19 protein-coding genes are annotated in these 21257 nt (G+C 70.2%); 10 read left to right on the top strand and 9 right to left on the bottom strand.

From position 1 onward, the window contains the following. Positions 1 to 199 precede the first annotated feature (199 nt). Both JYK17_RS05265 and JYK17_RS05260 read left to right on the top strand, forming a co-directional pair. Positions 200 to 2170 (top strand): N-acetylmuramoyl-L-alanine amidase, encoded by a 1971-nt coding sequence (locus JYK17_RS05265; RefSeq protein ID WP_128804028.1) that lies wholly within the window; start codon positions 200 to 202, stop codon positions 2168 to 2170. Between the two features lie 113 nt (positions 2171 to 2283). Then, positions 2284 to 3552 carry an NAD(P)/FAD-dependent oxidoreductase gene (locus JYK17_RS05260; RefSeq protein WP_222809871.1) on the top strand — a complete coding sequence of 423 codons (1269 nt, stop codon included), beginning with the start codon at positions 2284 to 2286 and terminating at the stop codon, positions 3550 to 3552. Between the two features lie 90 nt (positions 3553 to 3642). Here the strand turns inward: JYK17_RS05260 and JYK17_RS05255 are convergent, their stop codons facing one another. The 4 genes from JYK17_RS05255 to JYK17_RS05240 are packed head-to-tail and all read right to left on the bottom strand — an operon-like array spanning position 3643 to position 7464. Beyond that, positions 3643 to 4635, bottom strand: coding sequence for a substrate-binding domain-containing protein (locus JYK17_RS05255; RefSeq protein ID WP_108012784.1), 993 nt, complete (start codon positions 4633 to 4635; stop codon positions 3643 to 3645). Positions 4636 to 4644: 9 nt separating this feature from the next. Next, the gene (locus JYK17_RS05250) at positions 4645 to 5667 is read right to left on the bottom strand and encodes an amidohydrolase family protein (protein WP_108012783.1); all 1023 of its coding nucleotides are present in this window, start codon (positions 5665 to 5667) and stop codon (positions 4645 to 4647) included. After that, complete coding sequence (locus JYK17_RS05245) at positions 5657 to 6352, bottom strand: 4-carboxy-4-hydroxy-2-oxoadipate aldolase/oxaloacetate decarboxylase (protein ID WP_222809870.1); 696 nt, start codon at positions 6350 to 6352, stop codon at positions 5657 to 5659. The genes JYK17_RS05250 and JYK17_RS05245 overlap by 11 nt, the downstream gene beginning before the upstream one ends. Next, positions 6349 to 7464: a zinc-dependent alcohol dehydrogenase gene (locus tag JYK17_RS05240; RefSeq protein ID WP_222809869.1), complete on the bottom strand. Its 1116-nt coding sequence runs from the start codon at positions 7462 to 7464 to the stop codon at positions 6349 to 6351. Before JYK17_RS05240 ends, JYK17_RS05245 begins: the two co-directional genes overlap by 4 nt. Before the next feature lie 74 nt (positions 7465 to 7538). Here JYK17_RS05240 and JYK17_RS05235 point away from each other — a divergent pair, with 74 nt between their 5' ends. Beyond that, the gene (locus tag JYK17_RS05235) at positions 7539 to 8480 is read left to right on the top strand and encodes an ABC transporter substrate-binding protein (protein WP_222809868.1); all 942 of its coding nucleotides are present in this window, start codon (positions 7539 to 7541) and stop codon (positions 8478 to 8480) included. 288 nt (positions 8481 to 8768) lie between these two features. Continuing rightward, positions 8769 to 9221, top strand: a complete 453-nt coding sequence (gene rpiB, locus JYK17_RS05230) for a ribose 5-phosphate isomerase B (RefSeq protein WP_181362489.1) — start codon at positions 8769 to 8771, stop codon at positions 9219 to 9221. A gap of 60 nt (positions 9222 to 9281) precedes the next feature. Here rpiB and JYK17_RS05225 read toward each other — a convergent pair whose 3' ends face one another. The 5 genes from JYK17_RS05225 to JYK17_RS05205 all read right to left on the bottom strand — a co-directional run bounded on the left by JYK17_RS05225 (position 9282) and on the right by JYK17_RS05205 (position 13159). Next, on the bottom strand, positions 9282 to 10136 hold the full coding sequence (locus JYK17_RS05225; RefSeq protein WP_108012779.1) for an alpha/beta fold hydrolase: 855 nt from the start codon (positions 10134 to 10136) through the stop codon (positions 9282 to 9284). Between the two features lie 25 nt (positions 10137 to 10161). After that, the gene (locus tag JYK17_RS05220) at positions 10162 to 10995 is read right to left on the bottom strand and encodes a 3-methyl-2-oxobutanoate hydroxymethyltransferase (protein ID WP_128804024.1); all 834 of its coding nucleotides are present in this window, start codon (positions 10993 to 10995) and stop codon (positions 10162 to 10164) included. A 12-nt stretch (positions 10996 to 11007) separates the two neighbouring features. After that, entirely contained in the window at positions 11008 to 11487 is a 480-nt protein-coding gene (locus JYK17_RS05215) for a 3-methyl-2-oxobutanoate hydroxymethyltransferase (RefSeq protein WP_108012777.1), read from the bottom strand. 1 nt (position 11488) lies between these two features. Next, positions 11489 to 12775, bottom strand: coding sequence for an aromatic ring-hydroxylating dioxygenase subunit alpha (locus tag JYK17_RS05210; protein WP_108012776.1), 1287 nt, complete (start codon positions 12773 to 12775; stop codon positions 11489 to 11491). A gap of 69 nt (positions 12776 to 12844) precedes the next feature. Further along, positions 12845 to 13159, bottom strand: a complete 315-nt coding sequence (locus JYK17_RS05205) for a 2Fe-2S iron-sulfur cluster-binding protein (RefSeq protein WP_308011646.1) — start codon at positions 13157 to 13159, stop codon at positions 12845 to 12847. Between the two features lie 153 nt (positions 13160 to 13312). On the opposite strand from JYK17_RS05205, the gene JYK17_RS05200 reads away from it, so the two are divergent. The 6 genes from JYK17_RS05200 (at position 13313) to JYK17_RS05175 (ending at position 21241) form a co-directional block, all read left to right on the top strand. Then, positions 13313 to 14077: a 2,3-bisphosphoglycerate-dependent phosphoglycerate mutase gene (locus tag JYK17_RS05200; protein WP_222809867.1), complete on the top strand. Its 765-nt coding sequence runs from the start codon at positions 13313 to 13315 to the stop codon at positions 14075 to 14077. Between the two features lie 93 nt (positions 14078 to 14170). Next, on the top strand, positions 14171 to 15304 hold the full coding sequence (locus JYK17_RS05195; RefSeq protein ID WP_222809866.1) for a cupin domain-containing protein: 1134 nt from the start codon (positions 14171 to 14173) through the stop codon (positions 15302 to 15304). Between the two features lie 30 nt (positions 15305 to 15334). Next, positions 15335 to 16909, top strand: coding sequence for an ethanolamine ammonia-lyase reactivating factor EutA (locus JYK17_RS05190; RefSeq protein ID WP_222809865.1), 1575 nt, complete (start codon positions 15335 to 15337; stop codon positions 16907 to 16909). Between the two features lie 277 nt (positions 16910 to 17186). After that, positions 17187 to 18290: an ABC transporter substrate-binding protein gene (locus JYK17_RS05185; protein WP_222809864.1), complete on the top strand. Its 1104-nt coding sequence runs from the start codon at positions 17187 to 17189 to the stop codon at positions 18288 to 18290. A 41-nt stretch (positions 18291 to 18331) separates the two neighbouring features. Next, complete coding sequence (locus JYK17_RS05180) at positions 18332 to 19441, top strand: ABC transporter substrate-binding protein (protein WP_222809863.1); 1110 nt, start codon at positions 18332 to 18334, stop codon at positions 19439 to 19441. Positions 19442 to 19447: 6 nt separating this feature from the next. After that, positions 19448 to 21241: an ABC transporter permease gene (locus tag JYK17_RS05175; protein ID WP_108012769.1), complete on the top strand. Its 1794-nt coding sequence runs from the start codon at positions 19448 to 19450 to the stop codon at positions 21239 to 21241. Positions 21242 to 21257 lie beyond the last annotated feature (16 nt).

Below are 21257 nucleotides of genomic sequence, written 5' to 3'. Positions count from 1 at the left end.
TTGTGCGGGGCCATTGGTGTACGCCACTGACGCCCCCCAGGCCCGCACGGCGCCGCCACGAAACTCCTCCATCCTCGTGTTGACATGGGAAATCTTTCGCCTCTGGGCATGATTGACGGATCGTCTGCCAGCGGGTACCACAGACCCACCGCTCGGCCCCTGCACGCCCCGCCACGCTCGTCCGTCCCTGGAGGCTGCATTGCGAGAATCCGCCCCCGACCCCACGTCCGCATCCGGCCACAGACGCGCCCGCAGAACCGCGGGAGCTCTCGCCGGCGCGGCTCTGCTGCTGCCGCTGCTCGGCGCGGCCCCCTCCGACGCCCAGCCCTCCGCGAACCGGCTCCAGTCGGCGTTCGCCTCGGCCTCCGCCGAGTACCACGTACCGCAGAGCGTGCTGCTCGGCGTCTCCTATCTGCAGTCGCGCTGGGACGCCCACGAGGGTGCGCCGAGTGTCACCGGCGGGTACGGCCCGATGCATCTCACCGACGCCCGCGCCGCGCTCGCCGCCTCCTCGCACCACAGCGAGGGTACGGAGGACGCCCGCGGGGACTCGGCCCGGCCCGCCCTGCACCCGACCACCGAGGTGCCGGCGAACTCGCAGCTCCCGGCCCGGCTCCGGACCCTGCCGAAGGCGGCAGGGCTGACCGGGCTGAGCGCCGAGAAGCTGCGTACGGACCCGGCCGCGAACGTCGCGGGCGGTGCCGCCCTGCTGGCCGCCGCGCAGAAGGACCTCGGTGAGCCGCTGAGCACGGACCCGGCGGACTGGTACGGCGCGGTGGCACGCTTCTCCGGCGCGGACGACACCGCGACGGCGGAGGCGTACGCGAACGACGTGTACGACGTGATCCGCACCGGCGAGCGGCGCACCACGGACGCGGGGCAGCAGGTCGCCCTGGCGGCCCGGCCGGGGCTCGCCCCCGACACCGCACAGATCAAGGAGACGGGTCTGCGCACGGTCTCGGACGAGGGCACCGAGTGCCCGAAGTCGGTGTCCTGCGAGTGGATCCCCGCGCCGTACGCGGAGTTCGGGGACAACGACTACGGCAACCACGACCTGGGCGACCGCCCGGCCTCGCAGAGCATCAAGTACATCGTCATCCATGACACCGAGGGCACCTGGGACGGCGTACTGAACCTGATCAAGGACCCCACGTACGTGTCGTGGAATTACACCCTGCGCTCCACGGACGGGCTCATCGCCCAGCATGTGAAGAACAAGGACGTGGCCTGGCACGCGGGCAACTGGTACGTCAACGCCTCCTCGATCGGACTGGAGCACGAGGGCTTCCTCGTCTCCCCGGACGCCTGGTACACGGAGGCGATGTACCGCTCCTCGGCGCGGCTGGTGAGGTACCTGGCCGCGAAGTACCGCATCCCGCTGGACCGGCAGCACATCCTCGGCCATGAGAACGTGCCGGGGCCGACGACCTCGTCCATCCCGGGGATGCACACCGACCCCGGCCCGTACTGGGACTGGCGGCACTACTTCGACCTGCTGGGCCACCCCTTCAAGCGCACCGGGGGCAAGAGCGGCGGGCTGGTGACGATCCTGCCCAACTACGCGTCCAACCAGCCGGAGTACACCGGTTGTGTCACCAAGGACGAGCCCTGCGCGGCGCACGGCTCCAGTGAGGTGCGGCTGTACTCCGACCACGACGAGAGCTCCGCCCTGATCAAGGACGTCGGCGCGCACGGCACCGCCCCGTCCACGATCGACGTCAACGACGTGTCCTCACGGGTCTCCACGGGCCAGCAGTACGCGGTCGCCGGTCACTACCGCGACTGGACGGCGATCTGGTACCTCGGCCAGAAGGCGTGGTTCAAGAACCCGAAGAAGCACCCGAACGCGGTGGACGCGGCCGGCTTCGTGGTGACTCCCAAGGCGGGTGTGGACAGCGTCCCGGTGTACGGCCGCGCCTATCCGGAGGCGTCGGCATATCCGGCGGGTGTGCCGGTCCAGTCCGTCTCACCGCTGCCGTACACGCTGCCGAAGGGCCAGAAGTACGTGGTCGGTGGCGTGATGCCGGGCGAGTACTACTACGCGGTCACCTTCACCACCGACTCGCACAAGGTGGTGCGGGGCAAGGACCTCTACTACGAGATCCAGTACGGCCACCGTGTCGAGTGGGTGCGGGCGGCTGACGTGACGGTGATGCCGTCCGGGCGGTAGGCACGAGGGGCGAGTGCGGGCCGGGGACTTGGCGTTCCCGGCCCGCACTTCTTTTCACCCCTCACCTTGGTATAATGGTATGACATTAACCGGGGATCGAAAGGGGTCACGCAATGACGGGCGGAACGCTCATCGTCGGCGCCAGCCAGGCGGGTCTCCAACTAGCCGTATCCCTGAGGCAGTTGGGAGACACGGAGCCGATCGTGCTGGTGGGCGAGGAGAGCCATCCGCCGTACCAGCGGCCGCCGCTGTCCAAGGAGTTCCTGGCCGGGCGCGCGGACGCCGGGTCGCTCGCCTTCCGTGCGCCCGCCTACTACGCCGACGCGGGCATCGACCTGGTCAGCGGAGAACGCGTCGACGAGATCACGCTCGCAGACTCCGGCCGCCCGGGCTCAGGGACGGCCAGCACCTCCGGCGGACGCACCCTGTCCTTCGACCGGCTCGCCCTCACCGTCGGAGCCGGACCCCGGCGGCTCGACGTCCCCGGCGCCGGACTCGACGGCATCTGCTCGTTGCGGGACCGCGACGACGCCGCCGAGTTGCGGACCCGGCTCGGCTCCGCCTCCCGCGTCGTGGTCGTCGGTGGCGGGTTCATCGGCCTGGAGGCCGCCGCCGTGGCCCGCGAGCTCGGCAAGCAGGTCACCGTCGTCGAGGCGGCCGATCGGCTGATCGCGCGCGCGGTCGCGCCCGTGGTCTCCGAGTTCTATCTGCGGGCGCACCGGCGGCGCGGCACCCGCGTACTGCTGTCCACCGGTGTCACCGGCTTCGAGGGAACGGACGGCCGCGTGAGCGCGGTACGGCTGACCGACGGCTCGGCGCTGCCCGCCGACCTCGTGCTGGTCGGGGTCGGCGTCGTGCCCCGCACCGAACTCGCCTCGCAGCTGGGGCTGGAGTGCGACGGCGGCATCGTCGTCGACGCCTGTGCCCGTACGAGCGATCCGCACATCACCGCCGCCGGGGACTGCACGGTCCAGCCGCACCCCCTGACCGGGCTGGGCCGGGTCCGGCTGGAGTCGGTGCAGAACGCCGTGGCGCAGGCGACGACCGCCGCCGCCACGCTGCTCGGCAGGCCCGAGCCGGCGCGGACGGTGCCCTGGTTCTGGTCGTACCAGGGCGATCTCAAACTGCAGATCGCGGGACTGTCGACCGGTTACGACGAGTACGTCCTCCGGGGTGACCCGGCCGACGAGCGGTTCTCGCTCCTCTACTACCGCCGGGGCGAGCTTCTGGCGGTGGACGCGGTCAACAGCCCCGCCGACTACATGGCGGTCCGCAAAGCCCTCACGGACGGCAGGACCGTCCCGGCCGCCCTCGCGTCCGATCCCGCAACGCCGCTCAAGACCCTGCTGACGGCCCGCCCCGACGCCGTGACCTCGGCCTGAGGAAGCACCGAAGAAACCACAAAGAAGCACCGCAGACACCGGCCGGCGGAAGGGCAGTGGGCCCCTTCCGCCGGTCGAAGCGCTTCCCCGTCAGATGACCGCCGCCTCCAGCGACTCGGGGGCGAACAGTTCCTCGGGCTCCCACCTCCGGGCCGACAGTCCCTGTTCGTGGTGGTAGCGCAGGAAGGTCGCGAGGGTCTCGCGGTTGCCCTCGACCCCGTAGGACCAGTAGTCCCGGCCCATCAGCTCCCGGGCCTCCTCCAGCTGCGGTGTCAGCCAGGGCAGCATGAACCGCAGGGCCGAGGTGTCGTAGAGGTTGTCGTAGGCGGCGTTCTTGGCGGCCAGCAGCGCCTTGTACAGGGACTGCGCGACCCAGCGGTGCCGGTCGTAGACGTCCCGGCGGATCACCACGACGTGCATGACCGGGAAGATGCCGGTCGCCGTGTAGTACTCCTTCTCCGCGGCGACGACGTCCGGGAACACCCGCCGCACGCGCGGGTCCCCCGCGGTGAAGGGGCTCGGCACGCGGGGGGTGCACAGGGCGTCGATCTCGCCCTCGGCGAGCATCTGCGCGAGCGTGCGGTCCTCGGGGATGCGGCTGATGCGCAGCGAGTCCGGCAGGTCGACGCCCGCCTTCTCGATGCGTCCCGGGGTCTCCTGGCCGCCGGTGAGGTAACTGACGGAGTCGAAGGGCACGTTGTGGCGGTCGGCGAGGATGCCGCGCATCCACACGCAGGCGGTCAGCTGGTACTCGGGGGTGCCGATCCGCTTGCCCCGCAGGTCCTCGGGGGTGTTGATGCCGGAGTCGGCGTGGCAGTACAGCGAGCCGTGGCGGAACATCCGCGAGGTGTATACGGGCAGGGCCACGAAGGGCGAGGGATCGTCGCGCAGCGACAGGACGTACGAGGACAGGGACATCTCCGCCACCTCGAACTCCTGGTGGCGCATCATCCGGAAGAACGTCTCCTCGACGGGCAGCCGCAGATACGTCAGCTCGATGCCGTCGGGTCGGATTGTGCCCTCTTCCAGGGCGCGGGTGCGGTCGTAGTCGCCGCAGGCGAAGGTGAGTTGCAGTCGGGACATGGGTGTGGGCTACCTGCCTTCCGCCGTCAGTCGTGCGTCCAGCCGCGGGTACACGCGCCGGGCGTTGGTCTCGAAGACCTTCTTGCGCTGCTCGTCGGTGAGTGGGGCCCGGTCGACGTACTGCTTGGTGTCGTCCCAGGCGATCCCGGTCGCCGGGTCGACCCCGCGCACCGCACCCAGCATCTCCGATGCGAACAGGATGTTGTCGCTGCCGACCACACGGTGCAGCAGATCGATACCCGGCTGGTGGTACACGCAGGTGTCGAAGAAGACGTTGTCCATGAGGTGTTCGGCCGGGTCGGGGCGGCCCATCCGGACGGCCAGTCCGCGGTAGCGGCCCCAGTGGTACGGCACCGCCCCGCCGCCGTGCGGGATCACGAACCTCAGCGCGGGGAAGCGGTCGAAGAGGTCGCCCTCGACGAACTGCATGAAGGCGGAGGTGTCCGCGTTGAGGTAATGGGCGCCCAGGGTGTGGAAGTTCGGGTTGCAGGACGTCGAGACGTGGATCATCGCGGGGACGTCCAGCTCGGCCATCGTCTCGTAGAGCGGGTACCAGTACGGGTCCGTCAGCGGTGGTGCGTTCCAGTGGCCGCCGGACGGGTCCGGGTTGAGGTTGCAGCCGACGAAGCCGAACTGCTCGACGCAGCGGCGCAGTTCGGCGATCGCGTCGTCGAGCGGGCCGTTCGCGGTCTGGGGCAGCTGGCACACGGCGGCGAAGTGCCGGGGGAACAGGCCGGTGACACGGTGGACGAGGTCGTTGCTCGCACGTGCCCAGGCGCGGGCGGTGGCCGGGTCCGGCACGTGGTGTTCCATGCCGGAGGCCTTCGGCGAGAAGAGCATGAGGTCGGCACCGCGCTCCCGCAGAACCTTCAGCTGGTTGTTCTCGACGCTCTCCCGGATCGCGTCGTCGCTGGTGACGGCCGGTTGCGGGGCGGGGAGGGAGGGGTCGACCAGCCGGGCCAACTGGGCGTCGCGGAAGGCCTGGTGCTGCGGTGGGGCCGTCGTGTAGTGGCCGTGGATGTCAATGATCATCGGTCGGCTCCTGGTCGACGTAGGTCAGGCCCTTGCGGGCCAGTCGCTCGCGCATGTGATTGATGTCGAGGCCGAGTTCACCGCTCGCGTAGCGCTTGCGCAGGGCGGCTTCCCGCTGCTCGCGGGCGCGGGAGGCCGCGAGGACGGTGGTCGCTTCGAGCCGGGGCACGACCACCACGCCGTCGTCGTCGGCGACGATCACATCGCCGGGCGCGATCCGCTGTCCGGCGCAGACGATCGGGGTGTTCACATCGCCGAGGGTCTCCTTGACCGTGCCGAAGGCGCTGATGTGCCGCGACCACACGGGAAAGCCCATCTCCCTGAGGTCGGCGACGTCGCGGCAGCCGGCGTCGATGACCAGGCCGCGCACACCGCGCGCGGCGACCGCGGTGGCGATCAGGTCGCCGAAGTAGCCCGCCTCGGAAGGCGAGGTGGGGGCGACGACGAGGACGTCGCCGTCGCGGCACTGCTCGACCGCGACATGGAGCATCCAGTTGTCGCCGGGCGGCACGCTGACGGTCACGGCGGTGCCCGCGATGTGCGCGCCCGGCCAGACGGGCCGCAGCGCGGGGTCGAGCAGGCCGGTGCGCGACTGGGCCTCGTGGACGGTGGCGACGCCGAACTCGGCGAAGGCGTCGACGGTCGCGCGGTCGGCGCGGCGGGGATCGCGGACGACGACGCTCATGCCGCCGCCCAGGGCAGCAGGGAGACGTGCACGGCGTCCTCGCCGCTCTCGCCGCCGACGGTACGGATGGCGCGGTCGGCCTCGGCGAGGGGGAAGCTGTGGGTGCTCAGCTTCTCCAGCGGAAAGCGGCCCGACGCGAGCTGTTCCAGGGCGAGTTCGCAGGCGCGGTAGCTGTGGCCGCGGGCGCTCTTGAGGGCGATCGACTTCTCCGTCAGCTTCTTCATGGGGAAGTCGGGGAAGGCGGCCAGCTCGCCCTGGGCGACCATGACGCCCTCGCGCCGCTTGAGCGCGTCGATGCCGAGCAGGACGGGGGCCGTGCCGGCGCCCGCCGTGCAGTCCAGGACGACGTCGACGCCCCGGCCGCCGGTGATCTCCAGGACGGCGGTGAGCGCGTCCTGCTGCGCCACGTCGATGACGTGGTCGGCGCCCAGCTCCCTGGCCAGGGACAGCCGCGCGGCGTCCTTGGTGGTGCCGGTGACGATGATGAGCGAGGCGCCCGCCTGCTTGCAGGCGACGACCTGGGACAGACCCTGCTGGCCGGGGCCCTGGATGAGGACGGTGGAGGCGTAGCCGACGCCCGCGGTGACCAGGGCCCACTCGATGCCGTTCGACAACGGGGTGACCAGGCCCGCGAGTTCGGCCGAGACGCCGTCCGGCACCCGGTGCGTCACCGCGTTCCACGGCAGATAGAGGTACTGCGAGAAGCCGCCCCACAGCCGGCCGGGGTGGTCGGACGAGGTGTAGCCGTAGCGGCGGGCGTCGGGGTTGGTGCGCCAGTCGGTGGCTTCGCAGTGGCGGTACTCGCCCCGGTGGCACCACTCGCAGCGGAAGCAGCCGACGTAGTGCTCGACGAAGACGCGGTCGCCCTCCGCGAGGCCCTTGCGCTCGGTGAAGGTGCGCCCGGCCTTCGCGATGACGCCCACGTTCTCGTGACCCATGATCACCGGTTCGGTGAAGGGCGGCTTGCCGTACATCTTCACGTCCGTGCCGCAGATCCCGGCGACCTCCACCTTCAGCAGTGCCCCGTCGTCGGGTATGTCCGGCATCGGGAACTTCCTCAGCTCGGTCCGGCCGGGCGCCGTCCGCACGGCCGCCAGCACCTGTTCCGCCATGACGTCGTCTCCTCACGTTCGGGGGGTGCCGACAGTCTATGGACGAATGGACTAACCATGCTACCTTTCGGCGCATGGTGATACCTCGGCTCAGGACAGTGACCCGCACCCAGGGCAACAACGAGGCGCTCAAGACAGGGGCGGTGACGCCGCACGGCTTCGCATTCCAGTTCGAGGAAGTGCCGGTCCTGGTGGGGGCGTTCCGGCGGATGGTGCGCGGGAACGAGTTCGACGTCAGCGAGATGGCGCTGACCACCTATCTGGTGGCCAAGGCGCACGGCGCGCGCTTCACGGCCGTTCCGACCTTCCTGGTACGCGGCTTCCACCACGGCGCGATCTTCCACGACCCGTCGTCCGGCGTGCGCGAGCCCAAGGACCTGGAGGGCCGAAGGGTCGGCGTCAGCCGCGGCTACACGGTCACCACCGGCGTCTGGGCGCGTGCGGTTCTCGCCGAGGAGTACGGCGTCGACCTCGGCAAGGTGACCTGGGTGCTGTCGGGGGACGAGCACGTGGCCACGTTCCGGCCGCCGTCGAACGTCGTACCGCTGGAGGCGGGGCGCTCCCTGGAGGAGTCCGTGGCCGCGGGCGACCTGGCCGCGATGATCGGCCCCAGGCCCGAGTCGCCCCAACTGGTCCGGCTGATCCCCGACCCCGAGCAGGCCGGGTTCACGGCGCTGCGCGAGCGCGGGCTGTACCCGATCAACCACCTGGTGGTGATCCGGGACGAACTGCTGGCCGAACGCCCGGGGTTGGGGGCCGATGTCTTCGACGCGTTCGCCCGCGCCAAACGGCTGTACGTGGACGGGCTGCGGGCCGGCGACGGCGACTCCCCCACCGACCGTATGTACCGGCGGGTCATGGAACTGACCGGCGCGGACCCGTTGCCGTACGGGATCGAGCCCAACCGGGCCGTGCTGGAGCGGCTGATACGGCACACGGTCGACCAGCAAATCCTCGAACGGCCGCTGCCGCTGGAGGAGTTGTTCGCCGAGACGACACGCACGCTGACCGCCTGACTGCTTGGCCGCCTCGTCGCCTGACCGCCTCGCCACCTGACCTCTCACCGCCCGACCGCGCGACTGCGCGACCGCCTCACCGCCTGACCGCCCGACCGCCTCGCCGCCGGTCCGCCCAACCGCCTCACTGCCTGACCACCCGACCGCCTTGCCGCCTAACCGCCTCGCCGCCCGACCGCCTCACCACCTGACCTCTCACCGCCCGACCGCGCGACCGCCCGACCGCCTCACCACCGCACCACCCGACTGCCTCACCCGCCTGCCGCCCGACCCGCCGAAGGGACACAGATGCGCATCGCCATCGCCGCCGACCACAACGGCTTCGCCCTCAAGAACCGGCTCACCGCCCGGCTCACGGCCGCCGGGCACGTCGTCGACGACCGGGGCAGTCACAGCGACCGGACGGTGGACTATCCGCCCCTGTGCGCGGACGTCTGCCGCCAGGTCACCGACGGCCCCGCCGACCGCGGCATCGTCCTCGGCGGCAGCGGACTGGGTGAGACCATCGCCTGCAACAAGCTCCGTGGGATCCGGGCCGGGCTCTGCCACGACGTGTGGAGCACCCGTATCTCCCGCGGCAACAACGACTCCAACGTCCTCGTCCTCGCCGCGAAGGTCCTCGCGCCGGAGATGGCGGAGGAGATCGTGGAGGTGTGGCTGAGCACGCCGTTCAACGGGGGTGTGCATGCGCGGCGGTTGGAGCAGATCGCCGAGTTGGAGCGGGTGGCCTCGCAGGGCTGAACGGCGAGGGCTGAACGGTATGGGCGCGGCCGCGGCAGCGAGCCGTGACCGCGCCGTCTCTCACGCCGGTTTCCGGGCCAGGAACTGCAACACCCTTGCGGGCGCGGTCTCTTCGGTCTGCTCTGCGACCGGGACGTCCCAGTACTCGTTGTCCGCGAGGCACTCCTGCAAGTACCGCGCGGCCGACGGCGCGTGCGAGGTGTCCTGGCCGGGGACGATCAGTGCCGGTACGTCGAGGCCGAGCAGGTCCTCGGGCTCGGGGCCCGGCACCGTGTCGCGGTCGAAGAGAAGGCGGGCCATGCCGGACACCGTGGAGCGGTAGCGGGCGGGGTCGGTGCGGGCGTATTCGTCGGCGAACTGCGCGTCGTTGCGGATCACTTGGGCCCACGGGCCGACCCGGGGGTCCTTGGTGAAGCCCGCGTCCGTGCCGCGGGCCAGGGTCACGACCGCCTCCGGGCCGTGTTCGTCGACGTGGGCGAGATGGCGCTGGAAGCGCTCGTGCTGCTTCATGCGGTATCTGACGCCTCCGGCCGGTGAGTACAGCACCATGCTCAGTACGCGCTCGGGATGGGCCACCGCGACCGACGCCACGGTGGAGCAGCCGACGCAGCCGCCCATCAAGTGGGCCTGCGCGATGCCGAGATGGTCGAGGAGGCCGACGCCCTGACGGACGTAGTCGGCCCAGGAGATCCGCTGCAGTCGACCGCCGGAGCGGCCGGACTCGCGGCGGTCGAAGGTGATGCAGGTGAACTGCTCGGTGAGGTGGTCGAGCAGGCGCAGCCGGCGGTAGACGCCGACCGTCCGCCAGCTCTCCAGGCTGGAGTCGAAGCCGCCGGGCGAGAACATCAGCAGGGGCGGTCCCGTGCCGGTGGCCTCGTAGCGTGTGGAGATCCCGTCGATGACGGCCGTGGGCATGGCGTGCTCCTTTTCCGGGCGGGGTTCAGGTCGCCGGCGGGACGGGGACACCGCCGGCGACCTGGCGTGCGGCCCGTACGTCCGCCGCGTAGGTGGTGATCGCGTCGAGCGTGGTGCGGGCGACGTTGGCGTAGGTCGTCGCCGGCTCGTCGATGTTCGAGGCGGCGTAGCCGATGGCCGCGTGCGCCATGCGCATCCGGCCGTCCAGCCAGGGTCCGCCGCCGAAGCCGCCGACCACGGGGACCGTGACGGCCTTCGCAACCGCGGCGCCCACCACCGGACCGGAGTTGGTGAAGTTCAGCAGGACCGCGCCGGCCTCCTCCAGCCGCTTGGCCTCGGCGACCATGGCGTCCTTCATCTCCTCCGGCACCTGGTCGGCGGAGGAAGGGATCGCGTGGTACTCGACGCCGTAGCGCAGGGCGGTCTGCGGGGTGATGCCGAACTGCGCGAAGACCGGGATCCCGGCGCGGGTGATCGCCTCCACGGCCTCGGGGAAGTCGGCGGCGGCGTCCAGCTTGACCAGGTCGACCCCGGCCTCCTTGACGAACCGCACCGCCGCGCGGACGGCGCTGTCCGTGCCCTCCTGCAGCGGGCCGAACGGGAAGTCGACGCTGACCAGGGCCCGTTCGACCCCGCGCCGCACCGCCCGGGCGACGACGACCATCTCGTCCATCGTCACCTCGAAGGGGTTGGCGTGGCCCCACAGGTTCACGCCGACGGTGTCGCCGACGGAGACCAGCTCCACCCCCGCCCGGTCCACGATGCGCGCGATCTGGTAGTCCCAGGCGACGACGCCGACGATCTTGCGGCCCTCGCCCTTCATCCGCTGCAGACCGCGCAGGGTGACCTTCTCGGACATGTGCCGGGCCTCCTAGACCCTGAGTGCGGTGAGCAGTTCGAAGGCGTCGGCCTCGTCGGCGGACAGCAGCAGGACCCGGGCGTACGGACGCAGTGCGGCGACCGCGTCGTCCGCCTCGAAGCCGTCGCCCAGGACCACGCCGGCGGTGGTGATGCCCCGCCGCCCGCAGATCCGCCCGATGGCGGCCGCGGCCGCACGGCCGCCGTCCTCGGTGGCGAGGACGACGACCACGTCGGTGCCGGTGAGCACCTCGTCCAACAAGGCGGCGGCTCCGTCGAGTTCTCGCAATCGTGCGTCGCCGTCGCCGGTGTAGAAGCGGGCGTGGGCCCAAGGGTGTGCGGCGAGGCGGCGGGCGACGGCGGCCGCCTTCTCGTCCAGGGCGACGACACGTGCGGAGCGGGCGGGCCGGATCGGTGCGTCGATCCGGTACCGGGACTCACTCGCCGAGGCCGCGCGGGCGCTCTCGCTCAACTGCAGGGTGGGCGTCGTCATGTCACACCGAGGCCTGCGGGACGCCGGGCGTCACCTTGACCGCGTCGCGGCAGGAGTCCAGGAAGGACTCGGCCTGCGGCAGCACCACCGCCGCCGAACGCACCTTGTGGTGCTCGGGGTTGACGCCGGGCGGGGTCACGCCCTCGTCGCGCAGGGCGATGGCGGCCTTGCGCAGCTTCTGGCGGGCCTTGATGATCCCGCTGTCGGCGGGCACCAGGCGCTCCTTGGAGCGGTCGACGATCGGGCCCATGCTCTCCTGCAGCGAGGCGTCCTGCATGGCGATGCCGGCCACACCGGAGTAGGTCTCGCCGCGCTTCTGCGCCTCCCGGTCGATCAGATAGTCGTTGTCCATGTTGGCCATCGGCCGGTAGGTGCCGGGGATGTTCCTGCTGTGCACGCCGTGGCCGTCGATCATCGCCTGCCGCTCGGTGTCGGTGAGCGGGCGTACGGGGTGGTAGTCGAAGGAGAACGTCCAGCAGTTCTCGTCGTCGATCGGCACCCAGAAGTGGCCGTGCACGGGGTGGTCGCCGCGCGGCGGGACCATGGTGAACGCCGGCATCACATAGGGCGTGATCCGCCAGTAGTACGTGCCGTCCTCGGCGTTGCGCCGGGCGCCGACGAAGAGTCCGCCCTCGCTGTCGGCGACCTCGAAGAAGGGCTTGGTGTCCTTCATGTTGTACTCGTTGCCCTTTGCGCCCCGGAACAGCGGGTCGGTCTTCAGGCCGCCGGAGTGCAGGAAGGTGACATGGCTGGAGTCGATGCCGCCCTCGAAGGCCTGCAGCCAGTTGCACTGCTGCCAGCGCTTGGAGGTGTAGGTCTGCTCCGGCGGGACGTGCACCCACTCGAACTCGGGCAACGGGGGCTGGGTGGCCCGGTCGCCCATGTAGGTCCACAGCACGTCGCCGATCCGCACCAACGGGTAGGAGGTGAGCTGGACGTTCTGGCAGAAGCTGCTGTTGTCGGCCTCGGAGGGCACCTCGATGCACTGGCCGGTGACGTCGTACTTCCAGCCGTGGTACGGGCAGCGCAGGCCCGAGCCCTCGTTGCGGCCGAACCAGAGGGAGGCGCCGCGGTGGGCGCAGAACTCGTCGACGAGGCCGTAGCGTCCCTCGCTGTCGCGGAAGGCGACCATGCGCTCCGACAGGAGCTTGACGCGTACGGGCGGGCAGTCGTTGTCGGGGAGTTCCTCGGCCAGCAGGGCGGGGATCCAGTACTGGCGGAACAGTTCGCCCATCGGCGTTCCCGGACCGGTCCGGGTGAGCAGTTCGTTGATGTCTTTCCTGAGCACAGCCGTTTCCCTTTCAGGTACTGACCCGTGGCCGGGTCGTGGACATCGGTGCCGGGCGGGGCGCCGCGGTCAGGGCTGTTCCGGCGGGATCTCCACGGTCAGTCCGCCCAGCTGTGGGGTGACGCGGATCTGGCACGACAGCCGGCTGGTGTCGCGCCGTTCGGCCACCGCGAGGTCGAGGAGGTCGTCCTCCATCTCGCCCGGCGGGCCGACCAGTGGCGCGAACTCCTCGCGCACCCAGACATGGCAGGTGGCGCAGGACTGGTTGCCGCCGCATTCGGCGACGATCCCCGGAACGCCGTTCCTCACCGCGGCCGTCATGACCGAGTCCCCGACCGTCGCATCGACGGTGTACTCGGGACCGTCACTGCCGACGAAGATCACCTTGGGCAAGGTCCCTGTTCCTCTCGCGATCGGCGGATTCCACTGCGGACGGGCAGGCCGACAGGGCCACATTCCCGGTCCGGTGGTCTGTCCATTAGACCAGATGCGGAGAACGGGAAACAAGAGACGGGACGCGGGGTCACAATCGGCGGCATGCGAACGCTGATCCTTCTGCGCCACGGCGAGAGTGCCTGGAACTCGAAGAACCTGTTCACCGGCTGGATCGATGTGGACCTGACCCCACGGGGCGAGGAACAGGCCCGCCACAGCGGGACGTTGCTGCGCTCGGCGGGCCTGCTGCCGCAGTCCGTGCACACCTCCGTGCTGACCCGCGCGGCGCGCACCGCCACCCTGGCGATGACGGCCGCCGGCCTCCCCCATGCCCCCGTCGCCCGGCACTGGCGGCTCAACGAGCGGCACTACGGCGCCCTGCAGGGCCGCGAGAAGGGCGAGGTCCTGCGGGAGTTCGGCGAGGAGCGCTTCCGTCGGTGGCGCCGTTCCTACGACGCGGCGCCGCCGCCTGCGCCGGAGGGCGGCACCGCGGACGTGGTGCACGATCCGCGCTACGCGGACCTGCCGCGCGAACTGCTGCCGCGCACCGAGTCGCTCGCGGACGTCACCGCGCGGCTGCTGCCGTACTGGCACGACGCCGTCGTACCCGATCTGCGCGCGGGCCGGACCGTGCTGGTCGTCGCGCACAGCAACTCGCTGCGGGCACTGGTCGCCCATCTCGACCGGCTGAGTCGCGAAGAGCTGCTGGGGCTGAACATCCCGACGGGCATGCCCCTGCGCTACGACCTGGACGAAGACCTGGTGCCACTGGTGCGCGGCGGACGCTATCTGGAGCCGCGCGCCGCCGCCGAAAGGGCGGCCGAGGTGGCCGGTCAAGGCCGCAGACGACTCGGTACGACTCGTTGACGCCTCCCAGGGGTGGCCTTATGGTTCTACCAATCCACCCCCTGTGAATGTCAGCACATGCCGTGCTGAACGAGCCGACCGGGAAGGGCCCGCATGGCCAAGGACGCGATCGTCAACGACACCCTGGCGGCGAAGTTCGCCACCGAGAAGGACTCCCCCTACACGCGCTGGGTGGCCGACGAGGGCCTGGACATCATCGCCGCGCACTACATTCCCGACCTGCGCACCGTCGAGCTGAAGCCATGGGAACGACGCGGCGGCCGGGGCGTGTTCATCAACCACGAGGCCACCCGCACCTCCAACGACTGCTACGTCTGCGAGATCCCGGCGGGCGGCAAACTCGCCCCGCAGCGGCAGCTGTTCGAGGAGATGATTTTCGTCCTGGAGGGGCAGGGCTCGACCAAGGTCTGGAACGACTCCGGCGCCGAGGTCAGCTTCGAATGGCAGACCGGATCGATCTTCGCCATCCCCCTCAACGCCCACCACCAGCACTTCAACGGCTCAGGGCGCAAGGCCGCCCGCTTCGTCTCCTCGACGAACATGCCGCCCGTCATCAACCTCTACGGCGATCCCGACTTCGTCTTCGGCACCCCGCGGGACTTTCCGGACCGCTTCGACGGCGAGCCCGACTATTTCTCCCCCAAGGGCGAGCAGAAGGGTCTGCTGCTCGACACGAACTTCGTGGCCGACGCGGTCAACCTGCCGCTGGTCGAGGCGAAGGAGCGCGGCGCGGGCGGCGGGCACATCCGGTTCGCGATGGCCAAGGGCTCGATGAACAGCCACATCTCGCAGTTCCCGACGGCCACTTACAAGAAGGGACACCGGCACGGCCCGGGCGCCCACGTCATCATCCTGTCCGGCGAGGGCTACAGCCTGATGTGGCCGGAGGGCGAGGAGCCGCGTCGTTACGAGTGGGGCCCGGGCGCGCTGATCGTGCCGCCCAACATGTGGTTCCACCAGCACTTCAACACCGGCAGCGAGCCGAGCCGTTACCTCGCCTTCAAGCACGAGGTGGTCTCCGTCCGCAACGCCCAGGGCGTGCCCAAGGCATGGATCAGCAAGCGCATCGGCGGCGACCAGATCGACTACGCCGACGAGTCGCCGTACGTGCGCGAGACGTTCCGCGAGGCGCTCGCCAAGCACGGCATGGAGCCGCGGATGGACGCCGTGTACGAGGCGGAGCTGGCCACGCTCCCGCCGCTGCCGGAGCAGCCCGCCACCGTCTGACCCGAGCGACGTCCATGAAGGAGCGCGATCGTGCCGCACACCGAAGGACACGACCACGACGACGGGGTGCGCACGGTTCACTCGGCGTACCTCCCCGACCACGACCATCTGCACGACGACGAGGGCTACGGGGCGCTGGAGGACAACCCGATCTGGCAGCAGGACAACGTCACGCTGCACAGCGTCGGCATGGACATCGGCTCCTCGGGCACCCAGGTCGTCTTCTCGCGGCTGCATCTGCGGCGCATCAGCGAGGATCTGACGAGCCGTTACCTGGTGGTACGGCGGGAGACCCTGCACCGGTCGCCGGTGGAGCTGACGCCGTACGCCGACGACGAGTACATCGACGCTCCCGTGCTCGGCTCGATCATCGACTCGGCCTACCGCGAGGCGGCCGTCGAACCGGCCGACGTGGACACCGGGGTGGTGATCCTCACCGGCGAGGCGCTGCGCCGCCGCAACGCGGAGGCCATCGCGGGGATCCTCGCCGAACGCGGCGGCGAGCTGGTCAACGCGAGCGCCGGCCATCACATGGAGGCGATGCTCGCCGCCTACGGCTCGGGGGCCGCCAAGGCGTCGTACGAGAGCGGGCGGCGCATCCTCAACGTCGACATCGGCGGCGGGACCACCAAGCTCGCCGTCCTCGACCGCGGACAGGTCGTCGCCACCGCGGCGGTCCATGTCGGCGGCCGGCTCCAGGTGGTCGACGGGACGGGCCGGATCGTACGGCTCGACCCGGCCGGGAGCGAGCACGCCGCGCGCGCCGGGCTCATCTGGAAGACCGGCGACACCGTCACCGGCGAAGAGCTGACGCGGGTGGCGGAGTCGATGGCGCGGGCGCTCGTCGAGGCCGTCACCGGCGCCCCGCCCTCCCCGGAGGTCCGCGCGCTCTACCTCACCGGTCCGCTGCCCGAACTCGGTCCGGTCGACGGGGTGATGTTCTCGGGCGGGGTCGGGGAGTACGTCTACGGGCGCGAGGAGGCGGACTTCGGCGACCTCGGCCGCCGTCTCGGCCATGCGCTGCGCCGGCACGTGGACTCGGGCGCACTGCCGTATCCCCTGCTGCCCGCGGGCGAGTGCATCCGGGCCACGGCGCTCGGGGCCTCGGAGTACAGCGTGCAGCTCAGCGGGAACACGGGCTGCGTCTCGGACCCGGACACGCTGCTGCCGCGCCGCAATCTGCAGGTCCTGCGGCCCGTGTACGAGCTCGGGGAGGTGGTGGACGCCGGCACGGTCGAAGCGGCGATCCGCCGCCATCTGGTCGCCCTCGACGTGACACAGACCGGCGCGGACATCGCCCTCGCGCTGTCGTGGAGCGGACCGCCCAGCCATGAGCGGCTGCTGCCCTTCGCCCGGGGCATCAGGGACGCCGTCGCCGAGCGCACGGCCGCGGGACGCCCGTTGTACGTCGTGCTCGACTGGGACGTCGCCATGACGCTGGGCAGGCTGCTGCGCGAGGAGCTGGACGTCACCGGCGACGTGCTCGTCATCGACGGGTTGAGCCTGCGCGACTTCGACTACGTCGACATCGGACGGCTGCGTCTGCCGTCCCGCACGGTCCCGGTCACCATCAAGTCGCTCGTCTTCGGCCAGGACCCCCGCTGAGCCGCCGGGTGCCTGTCCCGGGGCACCCGGTCCGGCCCTGTCAACCCGCCGGACTCCGGCTCGTAACAATAGAGCAAAGCTCTGGTCCGGTGGTTAGACCATAAGACCTCTCCTGCTGTTTTATGCAGGGACCCGACACACGGTCGGACGTGATCCGCAAAGCGTTCCCCGGCCGCCCGACGACTTCCCCGTCCCACCGTCGGCGCGGCCGTGTCCCCCACACTCTGTGCTCTTCCGTCCGCACCACGAGCCGTTCGCCTCGTCCAAGGAGTGTGCGATGCGTCAAGGTGCTCTACCCGCCGGTCTGCTGGCCGCGGGTCTCCTCCTCACCGGCTGCGGCGCCTCTCCCACGGCCGGCGCGGCCGGTTCCGCTCCCTCGAAGAACCCCTACGCCCCCTACGAGTCGCTCACCGGCAGCAGGCGCACCGGCAAGCTGCTCGCCGACGCCAGGAGCGAGGGCGGCGCGCTCGACCTCTACACCTCCAACACCGACATCCAGGACCTGGTCGACGCGTTCCAGAAGACGTACCCGGGCATCAAGGTGCACGCCTTCCGGGCCAACTCCGAGACCGTGCTGCAGCGGGCGATCCAGGAGAACGACGCGAACAAGCCGCAGAACGACGTCATGGACACCAACGACCTCGAACTGCGCGCCCTGGACTCCCAGCATCTGCTGCACGCCTACGAGGGACCCGCCGAGGCGGGCCTGAAGGACGCCGCGAAGAACCTCGGCGGCTGGACGGCCGAGCGCTTCAACGCCTTCGTCGTCGGCTGGAACACCGACAAGGTCAAGAAGGGCGAGGAGCCCACCGACTTCGCGGACTTCGCCGACCCCAAGTGGAAGGGCAAGCTCTCCGTCGAGGTCGGCGACTGGGACTGGTACGCGTCCATGCACACGTATCTGACCGAGGAGAAGGGGATGTCCGACGCCCGGGCGGACGCCCTGTTCAAGAAGATCGCCGCCAACGTGAAGGTGGTCAAGGGCCACACGGTGCAGGGCGAACTGCTCAGCGCCGGGCAGTTCGCGGTGGCCCTCTCGGTCTACAGCCACACCGTCGACAAGGCCGCGAAGAAGGGCGCGCCCGTCGCCTGGCGGCCGGCCGTCGCGCCGGTGATCCTGCGCCCCAACGGCGTCGCCCTGATGGCCCGCGCCCGGCACCCGGCCGCCGCCCTGCTGTGGACCGACTGGGTCCTCGGCCCCGGCCAGAAGGTGATCGCCGAGTCGCTGCGCATCCCCGCGGCCAAGTCGGTGCCCGGCTACACGGACCCGATCCCGCCCGGCACCAGGACGTACAGCCTGTCGAAGACAGCCGAGACCGACACCAAGAAATGGAACACCGCCTACGACGCGCTGCTGCGCGGCGTCCCGGCGGCGGGCTGACCGCACATCCCCGTATCGCATCTCTTCCAGGAGAGCACCGCATGAGCACCCGTAACACCACCCTCGCCGTGGCCGTGCTGCTGGTCGCGGCCGTCACCACCGGATGCGGCGGTGCCGTCACCACCGCGTCCAACGCCAAGGCCAGCGGCGTGTACACGCAGATCGCCGGCCTCCCCAAGGACCAACAGCGCGCCAAGGCAAAGGAGCTGGCCAAGAAGGAGGGCAGCACGCTCTCCCTGTACACGTCGATGACCGCGGACATCGCGACTCCGGTCGCCGACGCCTTCGAGAAGAAGTACGGCATCCATGTCAACGTCTTCCGCGGCAACTCCGAGACCGTGCTCCAGCGGGCCATGCAGGAGGCCCAGGCCGGCAAGGCCGGCGCCGATGCGGTGGAGACCAACTTCCTGGAGATGACCGCCCTCTCCGACAACAAGATCCTGGCCGCCTTCAACGGCTCGGCCCTCGGCAAGGTCGAGCCGACGGGCAAGTTCAGGTACTGGACGGCCAGCCGGTTCAACGTCTTCCAGCCCGCCTGGAACACCGACCTGATCAAGCCCGGCCAGGAGCCGCACAGTTGGGAGGACCTGGCGCTGCCCAAGTACAAGGGCAAGGTGACCCTCGAGGTCAGCGACAGCGACTGGTTCGAGAACGTCACCAAGTACTGGCTGGACCACGGCAAGTCGCAGGCCGAGGTCGACCAGCTGTGGAAGCAGATCGCCGCCAACGCCAAGGTGGCCAAGGGCCACACGACGATGATGCAGTTCCTCACCGCGGGCCAGACGCCCATGGAGGCGATGAACTACACGTACATCACGGACCGCGCCGCCGAGAAGGGCGCCCCCGTGACCCATCTGCCCAAGAGCGGCAAGTCGTCCATCCCCGCCTTCGGCCGGCCCAACGGTGTCGGCATGATCAAGAACGCCCAACACCCGGCCGCCGCCTGGCTGTTCTACGACTGGCTGCTCACCGACGGCCAGAAGGAACTGGTCAAACTCGGCCTGACCCCGTCGACGAAGGTCCCGGGCGACAAGAGCCTGACCGGCATCACCCTGGTGCCCTTCGACGTCAAGGGACTGAGCAAGGACGACGGCAGCTGGGACAAGAAGTACGACGCGCTGCTGCGCGGTGTCGCGTCCGTGGGGAAGTGACGGCCGATGACCCTCGCGACCACCACCACACGTGACGACGGCGCCGGACCCGCGCCGGCCCCGCAGCCACCCGAAGTCACCCGTCCCGGCAGGCTCGTTCGCCTGCTGCGCCGCCCGCTGTCCCTGCAGGGGCTGCTGGTCGGCGGCGCCGTGATCATCGTCGGCTATCTCGCGGTCGTGCCGCTGGGCTATCTGATCCACGACACGTTCCTGAGCGCCGACGGCAACGGCGTCTCCTTCGGCGCCTTCTCACGGGCCTACGGCGGCAACTCGCAGTCCGGCGAGATGATGCTCAACTCGCTGTGGTTCGCGGTCGGCGCCGCCGCGCTGGCCCTGGTCCTCGGCACCTCGCTCGCCTACATCCAGGTGCGCACGGACACCCCGTTCAAGGCGCTGTTCTTCGCCGCGTCGCTGGTGCCGCTGATCGTGCCCGGCATTCTGTACGCCACCTCGTGGATCTTCCTCGGCGACCCGTCGAGCGGACTGCTCAACGCCCTTGTCTTCAAGCCCCTGTTCGGCTCCACGCCGATCAACATCTACAGCGTGTGGGGCATGATCTGGGTGCAGGGGCTGCATCTCGCGCCGGTCGCGTTCCTGCTCATGGTCGCCGCCTTCCGGGCGATGGACCCCTCGCTGGAGGAGTCCGCCGCCATGTCGGGGGCGAGCAGGATCACCGTGCTGCGCCGCGTCACGGTGCCGCTGCTGCGGCCCGCGATGATCTCGGCGGCACTGCTGATGTTCGTGCAGTCCCTGGAGAGCTTCGAGGTGCCCGGCCTGCTCGGCCTGCAGAACGGCATCTACGTCTTCACCAGCCGGATCTACTTCGTGCTGCGGGCCTACCCCGTCGACTACGGAGCCGCCGGGGCGTACGCCATCGGCCTGCTCGTCATCGCCGCCGCGGGCGTGCTGCTCTCGGCTTGGCTGCAGCGCTCCTCGCGCAACTTCCAGACGGTCACCGGCAAGGCCTTCCGGCCCCGCCCGGTCGAACTGGGCCGCGCCCGGCCGTTCGTGGGCGCGGGAGTGATCCTCTACTTCCTGCTCACCGTCGTCCTGCCGGTCGCGGTCCTCGTCTACGCCTCGCTGCTGAAGTACTACGCGGCCCCGACGCACAAGACGCTCAGCCAGATGACGCTGGCCAACTACCGCCAGGTACTCAACATGCCGCTCGCCTTCACCGCGCTGAAGAACTCGCTGATCGTCGGACTCGGCGCGGCGACCGCGGTGATGCTCCTGACGTCGATCGTGTCCTGGGTCGTCCTGCGCACCAAGGCACCCGGCCGGCGGGCCCTGGACCTGCTGGCGTTCACCCCCATCGTCATCCCCGGGCTCGTCCTGGGCCTCGCGCTGTCGTTCGTCTACCTGCGGATGCCGCTGCCGATCTACGGCACGCTGCTGATCCTGCTGGTGTCGTACTGCACGCGCTATCTGCCCTACGGCATGCGCTACGCGTCGTCGGCCATGGCGCAGATGTCCCCGGAGCTGGAGGAGTCGGCCGCGGTGTCGGGCGCCTCCTGGTTCCAGACCTTCCGGCGCGTGGTGCTGCCGCTGATGAGCGGCGGCATCCTGGCCGGCTGGGTCTACATCCTCGTCGTGTCCTTCCGCGAGCTGTCCAGCACGATCCTGCTGTACAGCCCCGGCAAGGAGGTGCTGTCGGTGCTGATCTGGGAGCAGTTCGAGAACGGCCAGTTCACCACCCTGGCCGCCCTGGGCGTCCTGATGGTCGTCCTGCTCGTCGTGCTGGTCTCCGTCGCCTACCGGCTGGGCGCCCGCTTCGGGCTGCAGAACGACTCCGCGAACTAACCGAAGGAACCATCAG

It is taken from the genome of Streptomyces plumbidurans (assembly GCF_019857225.1).
In the GTDB taxonomy this organism is placed as follows: Bacteria; Actinomycetota; Actinomycetes; order Streptomycetales; family Streptomycetaceae; genus Streptomyces; species Streptomyces plumbidurans.
The sequence above is the reverse complement of the archived record's forward strand: the minus strand, read 5'-3'. Positions and strand labels throughout refer to the sequence as shown.

Coding starts and splice junctions, on each gene's coding strand:
- JYK17_RS05260 (WP_222809871.1), top strand. CDS start 2,284: ATGACGGGCGGAACGCTCATCGTCGGCGCCAGCCAGGCGGGTCTCCAA.
- JYK17_RS05255 (WP_108012784.1), bottom strand. CDS start 4,635: ATGTCCCGACTGCAACTCACCTTCGCCTGCGGCGACTACGACCGCACC.
- JYK17_RS05250 (WP_108012783.1), bottom strand. CDS start 5,667: ATGATCATTGACATCCACGGCCACTACACGACGGCCCCACCGCAGCAC.
- JYK17_RS05245 (WP_222809870.1), bottom strand. CDS start 6,352: ATGAGCGTCGTCGTCCGCGATCCCCGCCGCGCCGACCGCGCGACCGTC.
- JYK17_RS05240 (WP_222809869.1), bottom strand. CDS start 7,464: ATGGCGGAACAGGTGCTGGCGGCCGTGCGGACGGCGCCCGGCCGGACC.
- JYK17_RS05235 (WP_222809868.1), top strand. CDS start 7,539: ATGGTGATACCTCGGCTCAGGACAGTGACCCGCACCCAGGGCAACAAC.
- rpiB (WP_181362489.1), top strand. CDS start 8,769: ATGCGCATCGCCATCGCCGCCGACCACAACGGCTTCGCCCTCAAGAAC.
- JYK17_RS05225 (WP_108012779.1), bottom strand. CDS start 10,136: ATGCCCACGGCCGTCATCGACGGGATCTCCACACGCTACGAGGCCACC.
- JYK17_RS05220 (WP_128804024.1), bottom strand. CDS start 10,995: ATGTCCGAGAAGGTCACCCTGCGCGGTCTGCAGCGGATGAAGGGCGAG.
- JYK17_RS05215 (WP_108012777.1), bottom strand. CDS start 11,487: ATGACGACGCCCACCCTGCAGTTGAGCGAGAGCGCCCGCGCGGCCTCG.
- JYK17_RS05200 (WP_222809867.1), top strand. CDS start 13,313: ATGCGAACGCTGATCCTTCTGCGCCACGGCGAGAGTGCCTGGAACTCG.
- JYK17_RS05195 (WP_222809866.1), top strand. CDS start 14,171: ATGGCCAAGGACGCGATCGTCAACGACACCCTGGCGGCGAAGTTCGCC.
- JYK17_RS05185 (WP_222809864.1), top strand. CDS start 17,187: ATGCGTCAAGGTGCTCTACCCGCCGGTCTGCTGGCCGCGGGTCTCCTC.
- JYK17_RS05180 (WP_222809863.1), top strand. CDS start 18,332: ATGAGCACCCGTAACACCACCCTCGCCGTGGCCGTGCTGCTGGTCGCG.
- JYK17_RS05175 (WP_108012769.1), top strand. CDS start 19,448: ATGACCCTCGCGACCACCACCACACGTGACGACGGCGCCGGACCCGCG.